Here is a 15,023-nt window from a genome sequence, read left to right as displayed (position 1 = left end):
CACGTCGTCACGCAGATGACCTACCCTGACACGATGCGTTTGCCTGCTCAACTCTCCCGCCGCCTGCCCTCCTGGTGGCCGCTCGCCCTGCTCGCCCTGTGGCTCGTCGCCTTCGCCGGCTGGCGGCAAGTGGCCCTGCCCGACGAGGGTCGCTACGGCGGTGTGGCCTACGAAATGCTGTCGGATGGCCAGTGGCTGACGCCCACGCTGTTCGGTCTGCCCTATTTCCACAAGCCGCCGCTGATGTACTGGATAGACATCGCGGCCATGCACGTGCTGGGCCCCACGCCGCTTGCCCTGCGTGCGGCGCCGCTGTTGGGCGCCTGGCTGATGGGTCTGGCGCTGTGGATCGCGGCCCGCGCGCGCTACCGCGACGTCGACGACGCCCGGCAGGCGCTGGCCTGGCTGGCGGTCCTGCCGCTGTTCTACCTCGGCGGACAGTACGCCAACCATGACATGCTGGTGGCCGGCTGGATCTCGCTGGCCATCGTCAGCGCCCAGCGTGCGCTGGCGCCGGAGCGCCGCAGCCTGGCCTGGCTGTGCGTCGCCTGGGCCGCGATGGGCCTGGCCCTGCTGTCCAAGGGCCTGATCGGCGCGGTGCTGCCGGGCCTCGTCGTGCTGCCGTGGCTTCTGTGGCAGCGGCGCTGGGCTGCGCTGCGCTTCGCGCTGCACCCGCTGGGCCTGGCCGTGTTCGCCGCCGTCGCGCTGCCCTGGCTGCTGGCCATGCAATCGCGCTACCCCGAGTTCTTCGACTACTTCATCGTCGAGCAGCATTTCCGCCGCTACACCGAGGCGCGCTTCAACAATGCCCAGCCCTGGTGGTTCTTCCTCGCCGTGCTGCCGCTGGGCACGTTGCCGCAGAGCCTGCGCCTGCCCGGCGCGCTGCGCCGCGTGGGCTTCGAGTTGTGGTGGATCGTCGTCATCCTGGCCTTCTTCTCGATGCCGCGCTCCAAGCTCGTGGGCTATGTGCTGCCGGTGCTGCTGCCGCTGTCCATGCTGCTGTTCGAGGCCTGGCGTGGCCGGCGCGGCGCGCGCTGGGTCTGGCTGGCCAGCGCGCTGCTCTGCGTGACCATCGTGCCGGCCGTCGCGCACTGGGGCCGGCCCGACCATGCCGACATCGGCGCCGCGCTGCGGGCCCGACTAGCGCCAGGCGACCGCGTGCTGCTGACCGGCGGGGCCTTCTTCGACCTGCGCCTGCAGGCCCGCCTCGACGCGCCGCCGGCCGTGCTGGCCGACTGGGATGCGCGACGCGACCAGGGCGGCGACAACTGGCAGCGCGAGCTGCTGGACGCAGCCCGCTTCGACCCCGCACGGGGCGAGCGAGTGCTGTGGACGCCACAGCGCCTGGCGCAGGAACGCTGCGCGCCAGGACGCCTGTGGCTCGTCGCCACGCCGGCCGACGCGCTGCCAGACGCCCAGCCCGTCTTCACCGGCCGGCGCGCGACGCTGTTCGAGCTGCCGCGCCCGGCCAACTGCCCGTGAAGCGGCTGGCACGCTACGCGGCTGTAGGCGGCGCCGCCACGGCCGCGCACTATGCGTTGCTGGCACTGGCCGTCGAGGCCTGGCATTGGCCGGCCTGGCTGGCCTCGGGGGCCGGCGCGCTGCTTGGTGCACAGGTCGCGTTCTGGGCCAACCGGCACTACACCTTCGCCCACCGTGGCCCCTGGCTGCCGGCCTGGTGGCGCTTCCACCTGACAGCCGGCGCCGGCGCACTGCTGGGCATGGGGCTGGTCGCCGCGGGCGTGCACGCCGGGCTGCACTATCTGCTGGCCCAGGCCGGCGCGACACTCATCGTCATGGGGGCCAGCTTCCTGGCCAACCGCGCCTGGACCTTCAGGCGAGCCTGACGCCGAACTCGGCCAGGTCGACCGAAAAGGCCTCGCTGGCAAGGTAGGCCATCTCGTTGGCACGCGCGGCGGCGATGGCGTCACCCACGTCAGGCTGGCCCAGCGCCGGGTGACAGAACAGCAGCGCGCCGTCGGGCACGGTGCCCAGCCAGCCGCGCATCAGCGCGCGGTAATCGGCGTGCGGGTCGAAATCGTAGACGCCCACCAGCGCCGACACCGCGGGCAGGCGCTCGGCCTGCATCTCGGCTCCCAGCGCCCGGCCGCCACAAGCCTCGATGACGCGCCGCTTGAACGCGAAGCCTGGCCCCGCGACGCGGCCCGTGCTGCGCAGCGGCAGGCCGAGACCTTGCGCGGCTGCCAGCACGATGGGCCGCACACCGGGCAGCGCATGGACATGCTGGTGACCGTCGATGAAGTCCGGCGCCCGGCCGGTCACGGCGACGAAGCGCTGCAGCTGGGCCTGGAATTCGTCCGGCAGTTCCGCCGGCAGTCGACCAAGGAAGGCCTGGGCCATCAGTGCGCCCAGGCCGGGAAAGCGCGGCCAGCGCAGGCGCAGCGACGGGCTGAGGGGCCGGCCTTCGGTCAGGTTGAAGTGCAGGCCGGTGGCGACGGGGCAGTCCTGCAGCGCCGCGCCCGCGGCATCCCAGCGCGGCGGTGTGACGAGGCAGCTCAGCGCCGTGATGCGCCCCTGCGCCGCAAGCGCGAGGATGCCGCGGTCGACGGCCGCGCCGAGTCCGTAGTCGTCCGCACAGACGGACAGTTGTCGCAGCGGCGTCATGGCGGGTTGCCCGTGTCCTGGGCGATGAGATAGACCGGCCTATGCTTGACCTCGTCGAAGATGCGGCCCACGTACTCGCCGATGATGCCGATGGACAACATCTGGATGCCGCCGAAGAACATCAGGCCTACGACCACGGTCGCCCAGCCGGGGATCTGGTCGCCGTAGATCAAGTGCTCGGCGACGATCCACGCGCCATAGGCCAGGCCGCCCAGCGCGGCCAGCGCGCCCAGGCCGCTCCAGATGCGCAGCGGCAGGTTGCTGAAGGCCGTGACACCGGTCAGCGCAAGGCGGATCAGGCGGCGCATCGAGAAGCTGCTGCTGCCGGCCGTGCGGGCCAGCGGCGTATAGGACAGGAACTCGGTGCGAAAACCCACCCAGGCGTAGAGGCCCTTCATGAAGCGGTTGCGCTCCGGCAGCGCGTTCAGCGCCGCGACGACGCGCCGGTCCAGCATGCGGAAATCGCCCGCGTCGGGCGGAATCTGCAGCTGCGATGACGCGTTGACGATGCTGTAGAAGAGGTTGGTGCCCAGGCGCTTGAGCAGCCCCTCCTCGTTGCGGTTGGCACGCACCGCGCAGACCATGTCGACGCCGCGTTGCCAGGATTCGTCCATCTGCGCGATCAGCTCGGGCGCATGCTGGCCGTCGGCGTCCATCAGCAGCACGCGGTCGGCGTCGGCGACGGCCAGGCCGGCCGTCAGAGCGGCCTCCTTGCCGAAATTGCGCGACAGCCTCACATAGCGCAGCGGCAGGCCGGAGGCGCGCGCGGCGAGCGCGACGGCACCGGTGTCGTCACTGCTCCCGTCGTCGATGAGCAGGATGCGCCAACGTGGCGTCAGGGCGCCCAGCACGCGTTGCAGCTGGGCAAACAAGGCCATCAGATTGGCCGCTTCGTTGAATGCCGGCAGGATCACGTCCAGACTGGCACCGGGATCTCGGGTCACGGCAGACATGTTGGCATTGTTCCGGCTGCCAATGACAGAGGGCTTGTTCCAGACTGACCGCAGCCTTTCCCGGCCCCCTCAAGTCGAGGGTCAGCCGACCCGGCCGACCTTCAGCATGTTGGTGCCGCCAGGATAGCCCATGGGCTCGCCGCAGGTGATGGCATAGGTATCGCCCGGCATCAGCACGCCGCGCTCGACGAGGATCTTCTCGGCCGCGGCCAGGGCCACGTCGCGGTCGTCGAACTTGGGCATCAGCAGCGGCAACACGTTGCGGTAAAGCGCCATCTTGCGCTGGCTGACCTGCTGCGTCGTCAGACCGAAGATGGGCACATTGATGCGATGGCGGCTCATCCACAGCGCCGTCGAGCCGGACTCGGTCAGCGCCAGGATGGCCTTGCAGCCCAGGTGGTGGGCGGTGAACAGCGCACCCATGGCGATGGACTGGTCGATGCGGCCGAACTGGCGGCCGGCGAAGTCGGTGTCCAGCGTGACGAATTCGGCGCGCTCGGCCTCCAGCGCGATGGCGGCCATCTGCTCGACGGTCTCGATGGGGAACTTGCCGGCGGCCGTCTCGGCCGACAGCATGACCGCGTCGGTGCCGTCCAGCACCGCGTTGGCCACGTCGCTGACCTCGGCGCGCGTGGGCACCGGGTTGACGATCATGGACTCCATCATCTGCGTGGCCGTGATGGAGACCTTGTCCATCTCGCGGGCCAGCTTGATCATGCGTTTCTGCAGCGCCGGCACGGCCGCGTTGCCCACTTCCACGGCGAGGTCGCCGCGCGCCACCATGATGCCGTCGCTGGCCTTCAGGATGGCTTCCAGGTGGGGGATGGCCTCGTAGCGCTCGATCTTGGCGATCATGGCGGGCTTGTGGCGCCAGGGCTCGCCGGCCACGTTGGCCAGCTGTCGTGCCATCTCCATGTCGGTCGCGTTCTTGGGGAAGCTGACGGCCAGGTACTCGCACTGGAAGGACATCGCGGTCTTGATGTCGTCCATGTCCTTGGCCGTCAGCGCCGGTGCCGTCAGACCGCCGCCCTGCTTGTTGATGCCCTTGTTGTTGGACAGCTCGCCGCCCAGCTTGACGATGGTGTGCACCTGGGCGCCGCGCACGGCCTCCACGGTCAACACCAGCAGGCCGTCGTTGAGCAGCAGCGTGTCGCCGGGCTTCACGTCGCGCGGCAGCTCCTTGTAGTCCAGGCTGGCGATGTCCTGGTTGCCCGGCTCGGTGCGGTCGGCGTCGAGGATGAACCTGGCGCCGGGGATGAGCTCGATCTTGCCGCCCTCGAACTTGCCGACACGGATCTTGGGGCCTTGCAGGTCGGCCATGATGGCCACTGACTTGCCGACGCGCTCGGCCGCCGCGCGGACCATGGTCGCGCGGTCGATGTGGTCTTGGGCCTTGCCGTGCGAGAAGTTCAGGCGCACGACGTCGACGCCGGCGCGGATCATCTTCTCCAGCACCTCGGGCGTGTTGGAAGCGGGGCCGAGGGTGGCGACGATCTTGGTGGCGCGGGTCATGGCTTGTCTCACGTATCTGGGGCGCGGAATTATGGTCCGCCGGACCCCGCCGGAGTTTCGTCCCGTTTCAAGCCAGCCCCTGCTCGAAGAAAACGCTCAGCGGGTCGAGCACATCGTCGCCGAGCCTGCTGGATCCGAGCGGCGCGCACGGCCCCGCAGGCTCTCGAAGTGGTTGCTCACGGCCGGACGCAGGCGGCTGGCAGGACCTGGGACTGGTCCATCAGCGCCCCGGCATCAGGGCATCAGGGCATCAGGGGGCCCGGGGCGCGAGGTGCGGGGTCAGGTCTGAACTCATGGGCAGTTAGCGCCCGGTTACAGGCTGGGCACCGTCATCGCGAGCAGATAGCGCGTGGACCCGGCCCCGGGATTGGCGAAAACGCTGCGCCCCAGGCAGCGGAAGCTGATGGAGTCCCCGGCTGCCAGCTCGAAGACCTGGCCTTGCAGCGTCAGCCGCAGCCGGCCTTCCAGCAGACACAGGTGGTGCTCCAGCCGCGCGACGGTGGGCTCGTCGTAGGCCAGTTCGGCACCGGGTTGGAGACGGGCCTCTATGACCTCGGTCGCGAAGCCGGCCAGCGGCGGGCAGCGCATCAGGCGCTCGAAGCCGCTCTGCTGGTCGTGCCAGCCCGGCTGGTCCGCTGCGCGCAGCAGGCGCACGGGCAAGGCCTCGGCGTCGGCCAGCAAGCGGCTCAGCGGCAGGCCGTGGGCACGGGCCAGGCGCGAAAGCAGCGTGGCCGTCGGGCTGGTCTCGGCGCGCTCCAGCCGGCTCAGCGTCGCACGGCTGACGCCGCTGCGCGTGGCGAGCTCGTCCAGCGACCAACCCGCCGCCATGCGCAGCGCGGCCAGGCGTTCAGCCAGTTGGCGTTCGAACCGGCCTTCCTCGATCGAATCAGAGAAATCATCTCTCATATGAGAAGATGCTAGCGCATGAAGGATCACCACGCCGCCCCGCTCGCCGCCGCCCTCGCCGTGGTGCTGGTGTGGGGGCTGAACTTCCCGCTGTCCAAGGCTCTGTTCAACCAGGTCGGTCCGGCCGGCTTCCTGGGCCTGCGCTACCTGCTGATGCCGCTGTGCGCCGCGGCGCTGCTGTGCTGGCGTTTCCGCCTGCGCTGGCCGCGGCTGGACCGCAGCGAGGTCTGGCCGCTGGTGCAGCTGACGCTGACCGGCCAGGGCCTGCACCTGTTGCTGTCGACCTACGGCATGCAGGGGTCCACCGCGTTCAGCGCCAGTGTGCTGCTGGCCTGCGGGCCGGTGTTCACGCTGCTGATCCTGCGGCTGAGCGGTGTGGAGCGGCTGTCGCCGGGCCAGATCGCCGGCGTGACGGCGGCCGCGGCGGGCGCGCTGATGTTCACGTCGGACAAGCTGCTGGCCGCCGACTGGCAGGCCGGCCTCGGCGACCTGATGCTGCTGGCCGCCGCGGCGCTGTTCAGCTACTACACGGTTGCGGCCAAGCCGCTGATCCAGCACCACGGCGGCGTGACGGTGCTGGGCTATGGCAGCCTGGTCTGCACGCTGCCCATGCTGCTCTGGTGCGCGCCGTCGCTGGCTGCTCTGGACTGGCAGGCCCAGCCGCCGTGGGTCTGGACCGGCACCGTCTGGCAGGTAGCCGGCGGCGGCTTCATCGGCTGGCTGGCCTGGGGCTGGGCCAACGAGCGGCGCGGCGTGGCCCGCACCGCGCCGCTGATCTACCTGATGCCGCTGATCGCCGGCCTGGCGGCCTGGGCCTGGGGCGGCGAGCAGTTCAGCACGCACAAGCTGCTGGGCGCCGGCATCATCCTGGCCGGCGTGGCGCTGGCGCAGTTCAGCCCTTCGCTGCCTGGGCTTCTCGCACGTCCGCGACCGCCAGAGCCGTCATGTTGACGATGCGGCGCACCGTCGCCGACGGCGTCAGGATGTGCACCGGCGCCGCGGCGCCGAGCAGGATGGGGCCCACTGTCACGCCCTGACTGACGCTGATCTTCAGCACGTTGAAGAGGATGTTGGCGGCATCCAGCGTCGGCAGCACCAGCAGGTTGGCGGCGCCCTTGAGCTTGCTGTCGGGCAGGAAGGCCTGGCGCACGCTCTCCGACAGCGCCGCGTCCCCATGCATCTCGCCGTCGCACTCCACCTCGGGGTGCCGGGCCGCGAACAGCTCGTGGGCCCGGCGCATCTTCAGCGCCGACGGGCGCGTGCTGCTGCCGAACATCGAGTGGCTGACGAAGGCCAGCTTGGGCGGCAGGCCGAAGCGACGCAGCTCCTCGCAGGCCATGGCGGCGATGTCGGCCAGCTCCTCGGAGCTGGGGTCGTCGTTGACGAATGTGTCTGCGATGAAGAGCGTCATCTTCTCCATCATCAGAGCGTTCATCGCGGCGAACTGGCGCGCTCCGTTGCGCAGGCCGACGAGGTCGCGCACCTGCTCCAGATGGCGGTCGAAGCGTCCCACCATGCCGCAGATCATCGCGTCAGCGTCGCCCAGCTCGATGGCCAGCGCGCCGATGGCCGTGTTTGAGCGGCGCACGGCCGACTTGGCCATCTCCGGCGTCACGCCGTTGCGCTTCATGCGCGCGTGGTAGGCCTCCCAGTACCTGCGAAAGCGCGGGTCGTCCTCGGGGTCGATGACGGCCACGTCCCCGCCCAGCTTCAGGCGCAGGCCGGCGCGCTGGATGCGCGCGGCCAGCACGGCCGGGCGACCGATCAGCGTGGGCCGGCACAGCCCTTCATCCAGCGCGACCTGCACGGCGCGCAGCACGCGCTCGTCCTCGCCCTCGGCATAGATGACGCGTGCCGGCGCGGCCTTGGCCGCGGCGAACACCGGACGCATGAACATGCCGGTCTGGTAGACGAAGCGCTCCAGCGATTGGCGATAGGCGACCAGGTCGACGACGGGTCGCGTCGCCACGCCGTCGGCCGCCGCCGCGGCCGCCACAGCCGGCGCGATGCGCAGGATCAGTCGCGCGTCGAAGGGCTTCGGGATCAGGTAGTCGGGGCCGAAGGCCAGCTCCTGGCCGGCATAGGCGGCGGCCACCTCGTCACTTGTCTCGGCCTTGGCCAGCGCGGCGATCTCGCGCACGCAGGCCAGCTTCATGCCCTCGGTGATCTTGGTCGCGCCGCAATCCAGCGCGCCGCGGAAGATGTAGGGGAAGCACAGGACGTTGTTGACCTGGTTGGGGTAGTCCGAGCGCCCCGTCGCGACGATGCAGTCCGGCCGCACTTGCTTGGCCAGCTCGGGGCGGATCTCAGGTTCCGGGTTGGCCAGCGCCAGGATGATGGGCTGCGTGCCCATGGTCTTGACCATGTCGGCCGTCAGCACGCCGGCGGCCGAGCAGCCCAGGAACACGTCCGAGCCGGCCACCACGTCGGCCAGCGTACGCGCGGCGGTGACCTGGCAGTAGCGCTGCTTGGACTCGTCCAGCCGGCCGGCCCTGGCGTCCTCGCGCTCGCTTTGGATGACGCCGCGCGAGTCGCAGACGAACACGTTCTCGCGCTTCACGCCCAGGCCCACCATGACGTCCAGGCAGGCGATGGCCGCAGCGCCGGCGCCGGAAACGGCCACCTTGACCTTGGCGATGTCCTTGCCGACCAGCTCCAGGCCGTTCAGCAGCGCGGCCGACGAGATGATGGCCGTGCCATGCTGGTCGTCGTGGAAGACCGGGATGTTCATGCGCTTGGACAGCTCGCGCTCGATGTAGAAGCACTCGGGAGCCTTGATGTCCTCGAGGTTGATGCCGCCCAGCGTGGGCTCCATCGCCGCGATGATCTCGATGAGCTTGTCGGGGTCGCGCTCGGCCAGCTCGATGTCGAACACGTCGATGCCGGCGAACTTCTTGAACAGACAGCCCTTGCCCTCCATGACCGGCTTGGCGGCCAGCGGGCCGATGTCGCCCAGGCCCAGCACGGCCGTGCCGTTGGTGATGACGCCGACCAGGTTGGCGCGCGACGTGTAGTCGGCCGCCAGCGCCGGGTCGCGCTCGATGTCCAGGCAGGGATAGGCCACGCCCGGCGAGTAGGCCAGCGACAGATCGCGCTGGTTGGACAGCGCCTTGGTGGGCGTGACGGAAATCTTGCCGCGCGTCGGCGCGCGGTGGTAGTCGAGGGCAGCGTCGCGCAGCGCGGCCTCGGCGGGCGCGAGCTGGGCCGTGTAGGGGGCGTCGTTCTTTTCCATGAGTACGTATCTCCAGGGGGAACCCTGTAGATTACGCCGCGTTTCAGCCGGCGCCGATGCCGGATGCCTGGCAATCCATGCCGAAGCGGATCAAAGCGGCTCGAACTCGAAGCGGAATTCGCCAGGCGGCAGCATCAGCGCGGGGGCCGGCTTGCCGGCCTCGACGATGACGAGGTCCGCCGGGATGGCGTTGGCCGGGTGAGCCTTGTGCATGGCGTAGATGAGGCGGCGCCCCTGGGCGGGCAACCAGCCGTCGGGGATGGTGAAGGGCCGTCGCTGGGCCCACGACGCCAGCCAGGCAGGGCGGCCGCTTACGAGAGTCTGCGGCGGGTGGATGACTTGCAGGTCCACGGAACCCGGCGCGTACATCAGCAGCCGCGCGCTGCCATCAGTCTTGCGCAGCACGAACGGTGCCGGTCCGTCATGCCGGGCCAGCGCGGCGCGGTAGCCGGCCACCTCGCGCGCCGGGTCAGGGTGGGCGAAGGTCCGGCTCTGGTCGATGCTCAGCGGGTCTATGCCGCTCAGCTGCTTGAGCTCGCCGGCCATCCACAGCACGGTCTCGGTTGGCGAGACGCGCTGGGGCGTCTTCAGCGCATGACCGAAGCCCACGTAGACGAAGAGCTTGGCCCCCGGTCGCTTCGCGAGCACCTGCTCGACGAGGTTGCGGGCCTGGCCGCGCTCGCGCTGACGGATGCGTTCCACCGCCGACACGGACATGTCCGGCGGCTCGCTCTCGTAGGCCACCAGCGTCCAGCCGTCGCGCTTGGCCTCCCGGATGAACTCGGCATACACCGGGTCCTGCAGATAGGCACCGCTCGTCTGGTCGACCACGCCCACATTGGGATCGCGGTCGCGCGTGAAGGTCTCGCAGGCCAGGTACTCGAAGCCCAGCCGGCGCAGCTCGCGCGCCAGCCGCATCGCGAACGCGCGGTGCATGGGCAGGTGATGGGCCTCGTTGAGGATGACGATCTGGCGCGTTGCCGCCTCGCGCAGGATGGCGGCCAGCGCGTCCTCGGCACTGTCCTGGGATAGATCTGGCGTCGGCAGCCGTGGGCTCGGCTGGGTGACGTCGAAGGCCACGATGGCCCCGTCCACGTCGCCCAGCATTGCCTGTAGCGACGCGACCAGCTGCGGCGCGCCCGTTTCGCCTCGCGGTCCCTTCATCTCGGCTGCGCGGCGCAGCTCGCTGGCATAGCTGTACGGCTCGGCACGCGGCTGCAGCACCGGCGCCGTCGCACAGCCGGCCAGCAGGGCCGCAAGCACCGACCCGGCCAGCGCGCCGCGCCTCATCGCGTCAGCCCGCCGCGCGCTGGCTGAGGATCTCGAAGGCTGGCAGCGTCTTGCCTTCCAGCACCTCCAGGAAGGCGCCGCCGCCGGTGGAGATGTAGCCCACGTCCTTCTCGATACCGTACTTGGCGATGGCCGCCAGCGTGTCACCGCCGCCGGCGATGCTGAAGGCCACGCTTTCGGCGATGGCGCGGGCGATGGCCTCGGTGCCCTGCGCGAAGGCCGGGAACTCGAACACGCCAACCGGGCCATTCCAGACGATGGTGCCGGCGGCCTTGAGCTTGGCGGCCAGCCTGGCGGCCGTCTTGGGGCCGATGTCCAGGATGAGATCGTCGTCGTCCACGTCGGTGGCGGCCTTCACGGAGGCGGTCGCGCCGGCCGCGAAGGTCTTGGCCGTGACCACGTCCTCGGGGATCGGCACCTCGGCGCCACGTGCAGCCATGGCCGCCATGACGGCCTTGGCCTGCTCCACCAGGTCGGGCTCGGCCAGCGACTTGCCGATCTTGAGGCCCGCGGCCAGCATGAAAGTGTTGGCGATGCCGCCACCGACAACGAGGCCGTCCACCTTGCTCGCCAGGCTCTGCAATATGGTCAGCTTGGTCGAGACCTTGGAGCCGGCGACGATGGCCACCAGCGGCCGGCGAGGGTTGGCCAGGGCTTTGGTGATGGCGTCGATCTCGGCCGCCAGCAGCGGGCCTGCACAGGCCGTTCTAGCGTACTTGGCGATGCCGTAGGTCGTGGCCTCGGCGCGGTGGGCGGTGCCGAAGGCGTCGTGCACGAAGATGTCGCACAGCGCGGCGAGCTTCCTCGACAGGCCTTCGTCGCACTTCTTCTCGCCCTTGTTGATGCGGCAGTTCTCCAGCAGCACCAGCTCGCCCGGAGCGACGGAGACGGCGTCGACCCAGTCGCGCTGCAGCGGCACCGGGCGGCCCAGCAGTTCGGCCATGCGCTCGGCGACGGGGGCCAGCGAGTCCTCGGGCTTGAACTCACCCTCCGTCGGGCGGCCCAGATGGGACGTGACCATGACGGCGGCGCCGGCCTCCAGGGCCATCTTGATGGCGGGCAGCGAGGCACGGATGCGCGTGTCCTCGGTGATGTTGCCGTTGTCGTCCTGAGGCACGTTGAGGTCGGCGCGGATGAAGACGCGCTGGCCCGCCACCTTGCCGGCGGCGATCAGGTCGGAGAAGCGGATGACGTTCATGGTCGGGCGGGAGCAGTTGAGAGAGCTTGGGCAATTCTCGCCTCTGCCCGGCGCGGTACCTCGCTGAAACCACGGACCGGCGCCGAGCCGCCCCCCAGCCGGCCCGAGAGGCCGACAACTACCAGCCGAGCCCGAGCTTCAACGGCAGCATGACGGCCATGCCGACGAGGATGGTGCCCAGGATGCCCTTGCGCCAGAAGTAGTAGGCCGTCGCCGCCAGCGTGGCGGGCCAGCGCGCGTCCTGCCAGGTCGTGATGACATGGCCCTGGGTCATGAAGACCTCCGGCGCGACGACGGCCACCAGCGCGGCCAGCGGCGCGACCTTGAGCAGTTCGCGCAGCCAGTCCGGGATGGGTAGGGGCTGCTCGCCGAGCATGAAGAAGCCGCGCGTCAGCACCGTGATGCCGGCCAGGCCGAACAGGGCCACCCAGGTCATCGCTTCGCTCATGCCCGCCCCTTCCGTGCATCCAGCCACCAGCCCACCGCCCCCGCCGCGACGATGGCGCACAGGATGTTGAGCTTGAGCGGCAGCGAGTACGTCGCGATGGACACGGCGCCGGCCGTCATGGCCACCCACCACAGCAGCTTCTCGGTCAGCAGCGAGTAGGACAGGCCCAGCAGCGCCAGCACGCCGGCAAAGCCTATGCCCCAGTGGGTCGGTATGCGGTCGGCGAGCAGGATGCCGGTGAAGGAGCACAGCTGCCAGGCCGGCCAGTTCACGGCCACGCCGCCCCAGAAATAGCGCTGCTGGCCCGATGCCGGCACCGGGTCTGGGTAGCGCTTGACGAAGTAGACGAAGTTCAGGTCGGCCGCGACGTAGCCGTTCAGAAGGCGTTGCCAACGCGGCAGGTGACCGAAGTAATGGCGCCATTGCGCGCTGAAGATGACGAAGCGCAGGTTGACGCAGAAGGCCGTGGCCAGCAGCACCCACAGCGGCGCGCCGGACGCGATCAGCGGCAAGGCCGTCAGCTGGGCGCTGCCCGCGAAGACCAGCAGGGACATCCCGCAGGCCAGCGGCAGGCTGAGCCCGCTCTTCACCATGGTGACGCCCGTCACCAGGCCCCAGGCGGCCAGGCCCAGCGAGGGCGAGGCCATGTCGCGCGCGCCGCGGCGGAAATCGGGATCCGCCGCCAGCGCGCGCAGTCGTTCAAAAAGCTGCATCCCGCCATTGTCGGCGGGAGCCGCTTCACTGGCCGATGCGTCGGATCTTGCCGCTGCCGGCGATGGACGAGCGGATCTCCGGCGAGCCGACGTACCTCACGTCGCCCGAGCCGGCGATGGAGACGTTGAGCCGCTTCGTCGCCTGGACCTGGGCGTCGCCGCTGCCGGCGATGCTGACCTTGACTTCCTCGGCCGCCAGCTCGGCGGCCTTCACGTTGCCGCTGCCGGCAATGGAGGCGTGGGCGCTGGCGCTGCGGCCGGCCGCGACAATGTCGCCGCTGCCGCTGATCCTCATGCCCAGCCGCTCGGCGTCGAGACCGGCGAAGCGGATGTCGCCCGAGCCGGCGACGGCCGCCTCGACGCTGCCGGTCTTCATTGCCTCGACCTTGACGGTACCCGAGCCGGCCACCGAGACCGCGCGCAGGGCCGGCATCTCGATGCTGAGGCTGGGATTGGTCGCGCTGTGCACGTCGACACCCTTGCGGGGCGAGATCTCCAGCGTGCGGCCCTTGCTGCCCTCGACGACGCGGGTCTCGATGTAGGGCAGCAGGTTGCGGTCGGCCTTGAGCTCGACCTTGTTGCCCGAACCCTGGCGGATGACGACGTTGAAGCCGCCGCTCAGCGCGACGCCGTCGAATGCGCCCGTGTCGCGCGCCTCCGTGGTAATGTCGCCGTTGCCGTTGATGCGCTCGCTCTTGCTGCTCCAGCTCCAGGCCTGGGCGGTGCCGCCGAGGACGGTGGCGGCGACGAGACCGAGGGCAAGGAAGCGACGGGAGGTGTTCATGGCGGACTCCATCGGGGTTGTGATGCCTGCCATGGTGCCGGCTCACTCCCGCGTCGGCCCGCGGCGGGCGACGATGCGCGGGATCGGAGCCCTGAAATGCAGCTGGGCGCGCCGCGGCTAGCCCTTGGCCTTCTCCGGCGCCTTGTCGGACGCCTTCTCGGCGGGCTTGGCCTCTGCCTCGTCGGCGGCCGGCCTGACGGCGCCTGGGCGCGGCACGACGGGCGCGATGCCTTCGAGCTTGTTCTCGCGCATGTACTCGTCCATCTCTCGCCAACCGGCGTAGACGGCCGCCTTCTGGGCCTTGGGATTCAGCACATAGCAATCCTCGATGGCTCGCATCGCGTGCCTGCAGGCGCTGCCTATGGCCTTGCCGTCGGCCTCCTTGGCCGCAGCCACCTTGGCCGGGTCGTCGATGCCCAGTTGCTCGCAGGCCGACAGGGCCGCGAGCAGAGGCAGGGCGAGGAGTAGGCGCTTCATCTGCTCAGGTATCGGCGGCACGGCCGGGAACTTGAGTCAGCGCTTTGCCATCGCCAGCAGGCGCGCGATGCGCTCCTCGGTCGACGGGTGGGTGGAGAACAGGCCGCGCAGGCCGCCGCCCGACAGCGGGTTCATGATCATCATCTGCGCCGTCTCCGGATGGGCCTCGGCCGGGGCCAGCGGGATGCCCTGCGCCACGCGGTGGATCTTGTCCAACGCCGAGGCCAGCGCGGCAGGGTCGCCGGAGATCTCGGCGCCGCCGCGGTCAGCCTCGAACTCGCGGGCGCGGCTGATGGCCATCTGGATCAGGCTGGCCGCCAGCGGCGCCAGGATGGCGACGGCGATGCCGGCCAGCGGGTTGGTGGGCCGGCCATGCTCGTCGCGGCCGCCGAAGAAGGCCGCGAAGTTGGCCAGCATGGAGATGGCGCCGGCCATGGTCGCACTGATGGTGCTGATGAGGATGTCGCGGTGAGCCACATGGGCCAGCTCATGGGCCATCACGCCGCGCAGCTCGCGCTCGGACAACACACGCAGGATGCCGGTCGTCGCCGCCACGGCGGCATGCTCCGGGTCACGGCCGGTGGCGAAGGCGTTGGGCGCATCCTCGTCGATCAGGTAGACGCGCGGCATGGGCAGGCCGGCGCGCTGCGCCAGTTCGGCCACCATGCCGTAAAACTGCGGCGCCGAGCTGGCGTCCACCTCGCGGGCGTTGTACATCTTCAGCACCATGTCCGCGGAGAACCAGTAGCTGAAGAAGTTCATGCCGACAGCGACCAGCAGCGCGACCAGCATGCCGGTCTGGCCGCCGATCATCTGGCCGACGACCATGAACAGGGCCGTGATGGCGGCCATCAGGACGGCGGTCTTCACGAGATTGAACATCGG

The 15,023-nt window shown here is 70.1% G+C and carries 15 protein-coding genes; 3 read left to right on the top strand and 12 right to left on the bottom strand.

What is annotated here, in order from left to right:
• Nucleotides 1-33 precede the first annotated feature (33 nt).
• On the top strand, nt 34-1,482 hold the full coding sequence (locus JOY88_RS18965) for a glycosyltransferase family 39 protein (RefSeq protein WP_293504196.1): 1,449 nt from the start codon (nt 34-36) through the stop codon (nt 1,480-1,482).
• On the top strand, nt 1,479-1,847 hold the full coding sequence (locus JOY88_RS18960; protein WP_293504195.1) for a GtrA family protein: 369 nt from the start codon (nt 1,479-1,481) through the stop codon (nt 1,845-1,847). The genes JOY88_RS18965 and JOY88_RS18960 overlap by 4 nt, the downstream gene beginning before the upstream one ends.
• Here the strand turns inward: JOY88_RS18960 and JOY88_RS18955 are convergent.
• From JOY88_RS18955 to JOY88_RS18940, 4 genes are all read right to left on the bottom strand, one after another.
• The gene (locus JOY88_RS18955; protein ID WP_293504194.1) at nt 1,834-2,625 is read right to left on the bottom strand and encodes a ChbG/HpnK family deacetylase; all 792 of its coding nucleotides are present in this window, start codon (nt 2,623-2,625) and stop codon (nt 1,834-1,836) included. The genes JOY88_RS18960 and JOY88_RS18955 overlap by 14 nt on opposite strands.
• Nucleotides 2,622-3,578, bottom strand: a complete 957-nt coding sequence (locus JOY88_RS18950) for a glycosyltransferase family 2 protein (RefSeq protein WP_293504193.1) — start codon at nt 3,576-3,578, stop codon at nt 2,622-2,624. The genes JOY88_RS18955 and JOY88_RS18950 overlap by 4 nt, the downstream gene beginning before the upstream one ends.
• Before the next feature lie 81 nt (nt 3,579-3,659).
• Nucleotides 3,660-5,090 carry a pyruvate kinase gene (pyk, locus tag JOY88_RS18945; protein ID WP_293504192.1) on the bottom strand — a complete coding sequence of 477 codons (1,431 nt, stop codon included), beginning with the start codon at nt 5,088-5,090 and terminating at the stop codon, nt 3,660-3,662.
• Between the two features lie 312 nt (nt 5,091-5,402).
• Nucleotides 5,403-5,996, bottom strand: a complete 594-nt coding sequence (locus JOY88_RS18940) for a helix-turn-helix domain-containing protein (protein ID WP_293504191.1) — start codon at nt 5,994-5,996, stop codon at nt 5,403-5,405.
• 18 nt (nt 5,997-6,014) lie between these two features.
• Between JOY88_RS18940 and JOY88_RS18935 the strand changes: the two genes are divergently transcribed.
• On the top strand, nt 6,015-6,947 hold the full coding sequence (locus tag JOY88_RS18935) for a DMT family transporter (RefSeq protein WP_293504190.1): 933 nt from the start codon (nt 6,015-6,017) through the stop codon (nt 6,945-6,947).
• On the opposite strand, the gene JOY88_RS18930 is transcribed toward JOY88_RS18935, so the two are convergent.
• The 8 genes from JOY88_RS18930 to htpX form a co-directional block, all read right to left on the bottom strand.
• Nucleotides 6,889-9,228, bottom strand: coding sequence for an NADP-dependent malic enzyme (locus JOY88_RS18930; protein ID WP_293504189.1), 2,340 nt, complete (start codon nt 9,226-9,228; stop codon nt 6,889-6,891). The two genes, JOY88_RS18935 and JOY88_RS18930, sit on opposite strands and share 59 nt — an antisense overlap.
• Before the next feature lie 90 nt (nt 9,229-9,318).
• Complete coding sequence (locus JOY88_RS18925; RefSeq protein WP_293504188.1) at nt 9,319-10,518, bottom strand: hypothetical protein; 1,200 nt, start codon at nt 10,516-10,518, stop codon at nt 9,319-9,321.
• Nucleotides 10,519-10,522: 4 nt separating this feature from the next.
• Nucleotides 10,523-11,716 carry a phosphoglycerate kinase gene (locus JOY88_RS18920; protein WP_293504187.1) on the bottom strand — a complete coding sequence of 398 codons (1,194 nt, stop codon included), beginning with the start codon at nt 11,714-11,716 and terminating at the stop codon, nt 10,523-10,525.
• A 118-nt stretch (nt 11,717-11,834) separates the two neighbouring features.
• Nucleotides 11,835-12,164 (bottom strand): branched-chain amino acid transport AzlD family protein, encoded by a 330-nt coding sequence (locus JOY88_RS18915; protein WP_293504186.1) that lies wholly within the window; start codon nt 12,162-12,164, stop codon nt 11,835-11,837.
• Nucleotides 12,161-12,877 (bottom strand): AzlC family ABC transporter permease, encoded by a 717-nt coding sequence (locus JOY88_RS18910; protein WP_293504185.1) that lies wholly within the window; start codon nt 12,875-12,877, stop codon nt 12,161-12,163. The genes JOY88_RS18915 and JOY88_RS18910 overlap by 4 nt, the downstream gene beginning before the upstream one ends.
• Before the next feature lie 25 nt (nt 12,878-12,902).
• Nucleotides 12,903-13,661, bottom strand: coding sequence for a head GIN domain-containing protein (locus JOY88_RS18905; RefSeq protein ID WP_293504184.1), 759 nt, complete (start codon nt 13,659-13,661; stop codon nt 12,903-12,905).
• 117 nt (nt 13,662-13,778) lie between these two features.
• Nucleotides 13,779-14,138, bottom strand: coding sequence for a hypothetical protein (locus tag JOY88_RS18900; RefSeq protein ID WP_293504183.1), 360 nt, complete (start codon nt 14,136-14,138; stop codon nt 13,779-13,781).
• Between the two features lie 36 nt (nt 14,139-14,174).
• Nucleotides 14,175-15,020, bottom strand: a complete 846-nt coding sequence (gene htpX, locus JOY88_RS18895) for a zinc metalloprotease HtpX (RefSeq protein ID WP_293504182.1) — start codon at nt 15,018-15,020, stop codon at nt 14,175-14,177.
• Nucleotides 15,021-15,023 lie beyond the last annotated feature (3 nt).

This window comes from Roseateles sp., assembly GCF_019237615.1.
Lineage (GTDB): Bacteria > Pseudomonadota > Gammaproteobacteria > Burkholderiales > Burkholderiaceae_C > Pelomonas.
Note: the sequence above shows the minus strand (reverse complement) of the source record. Positions and strands in the feature narration are given on the sequence as shown.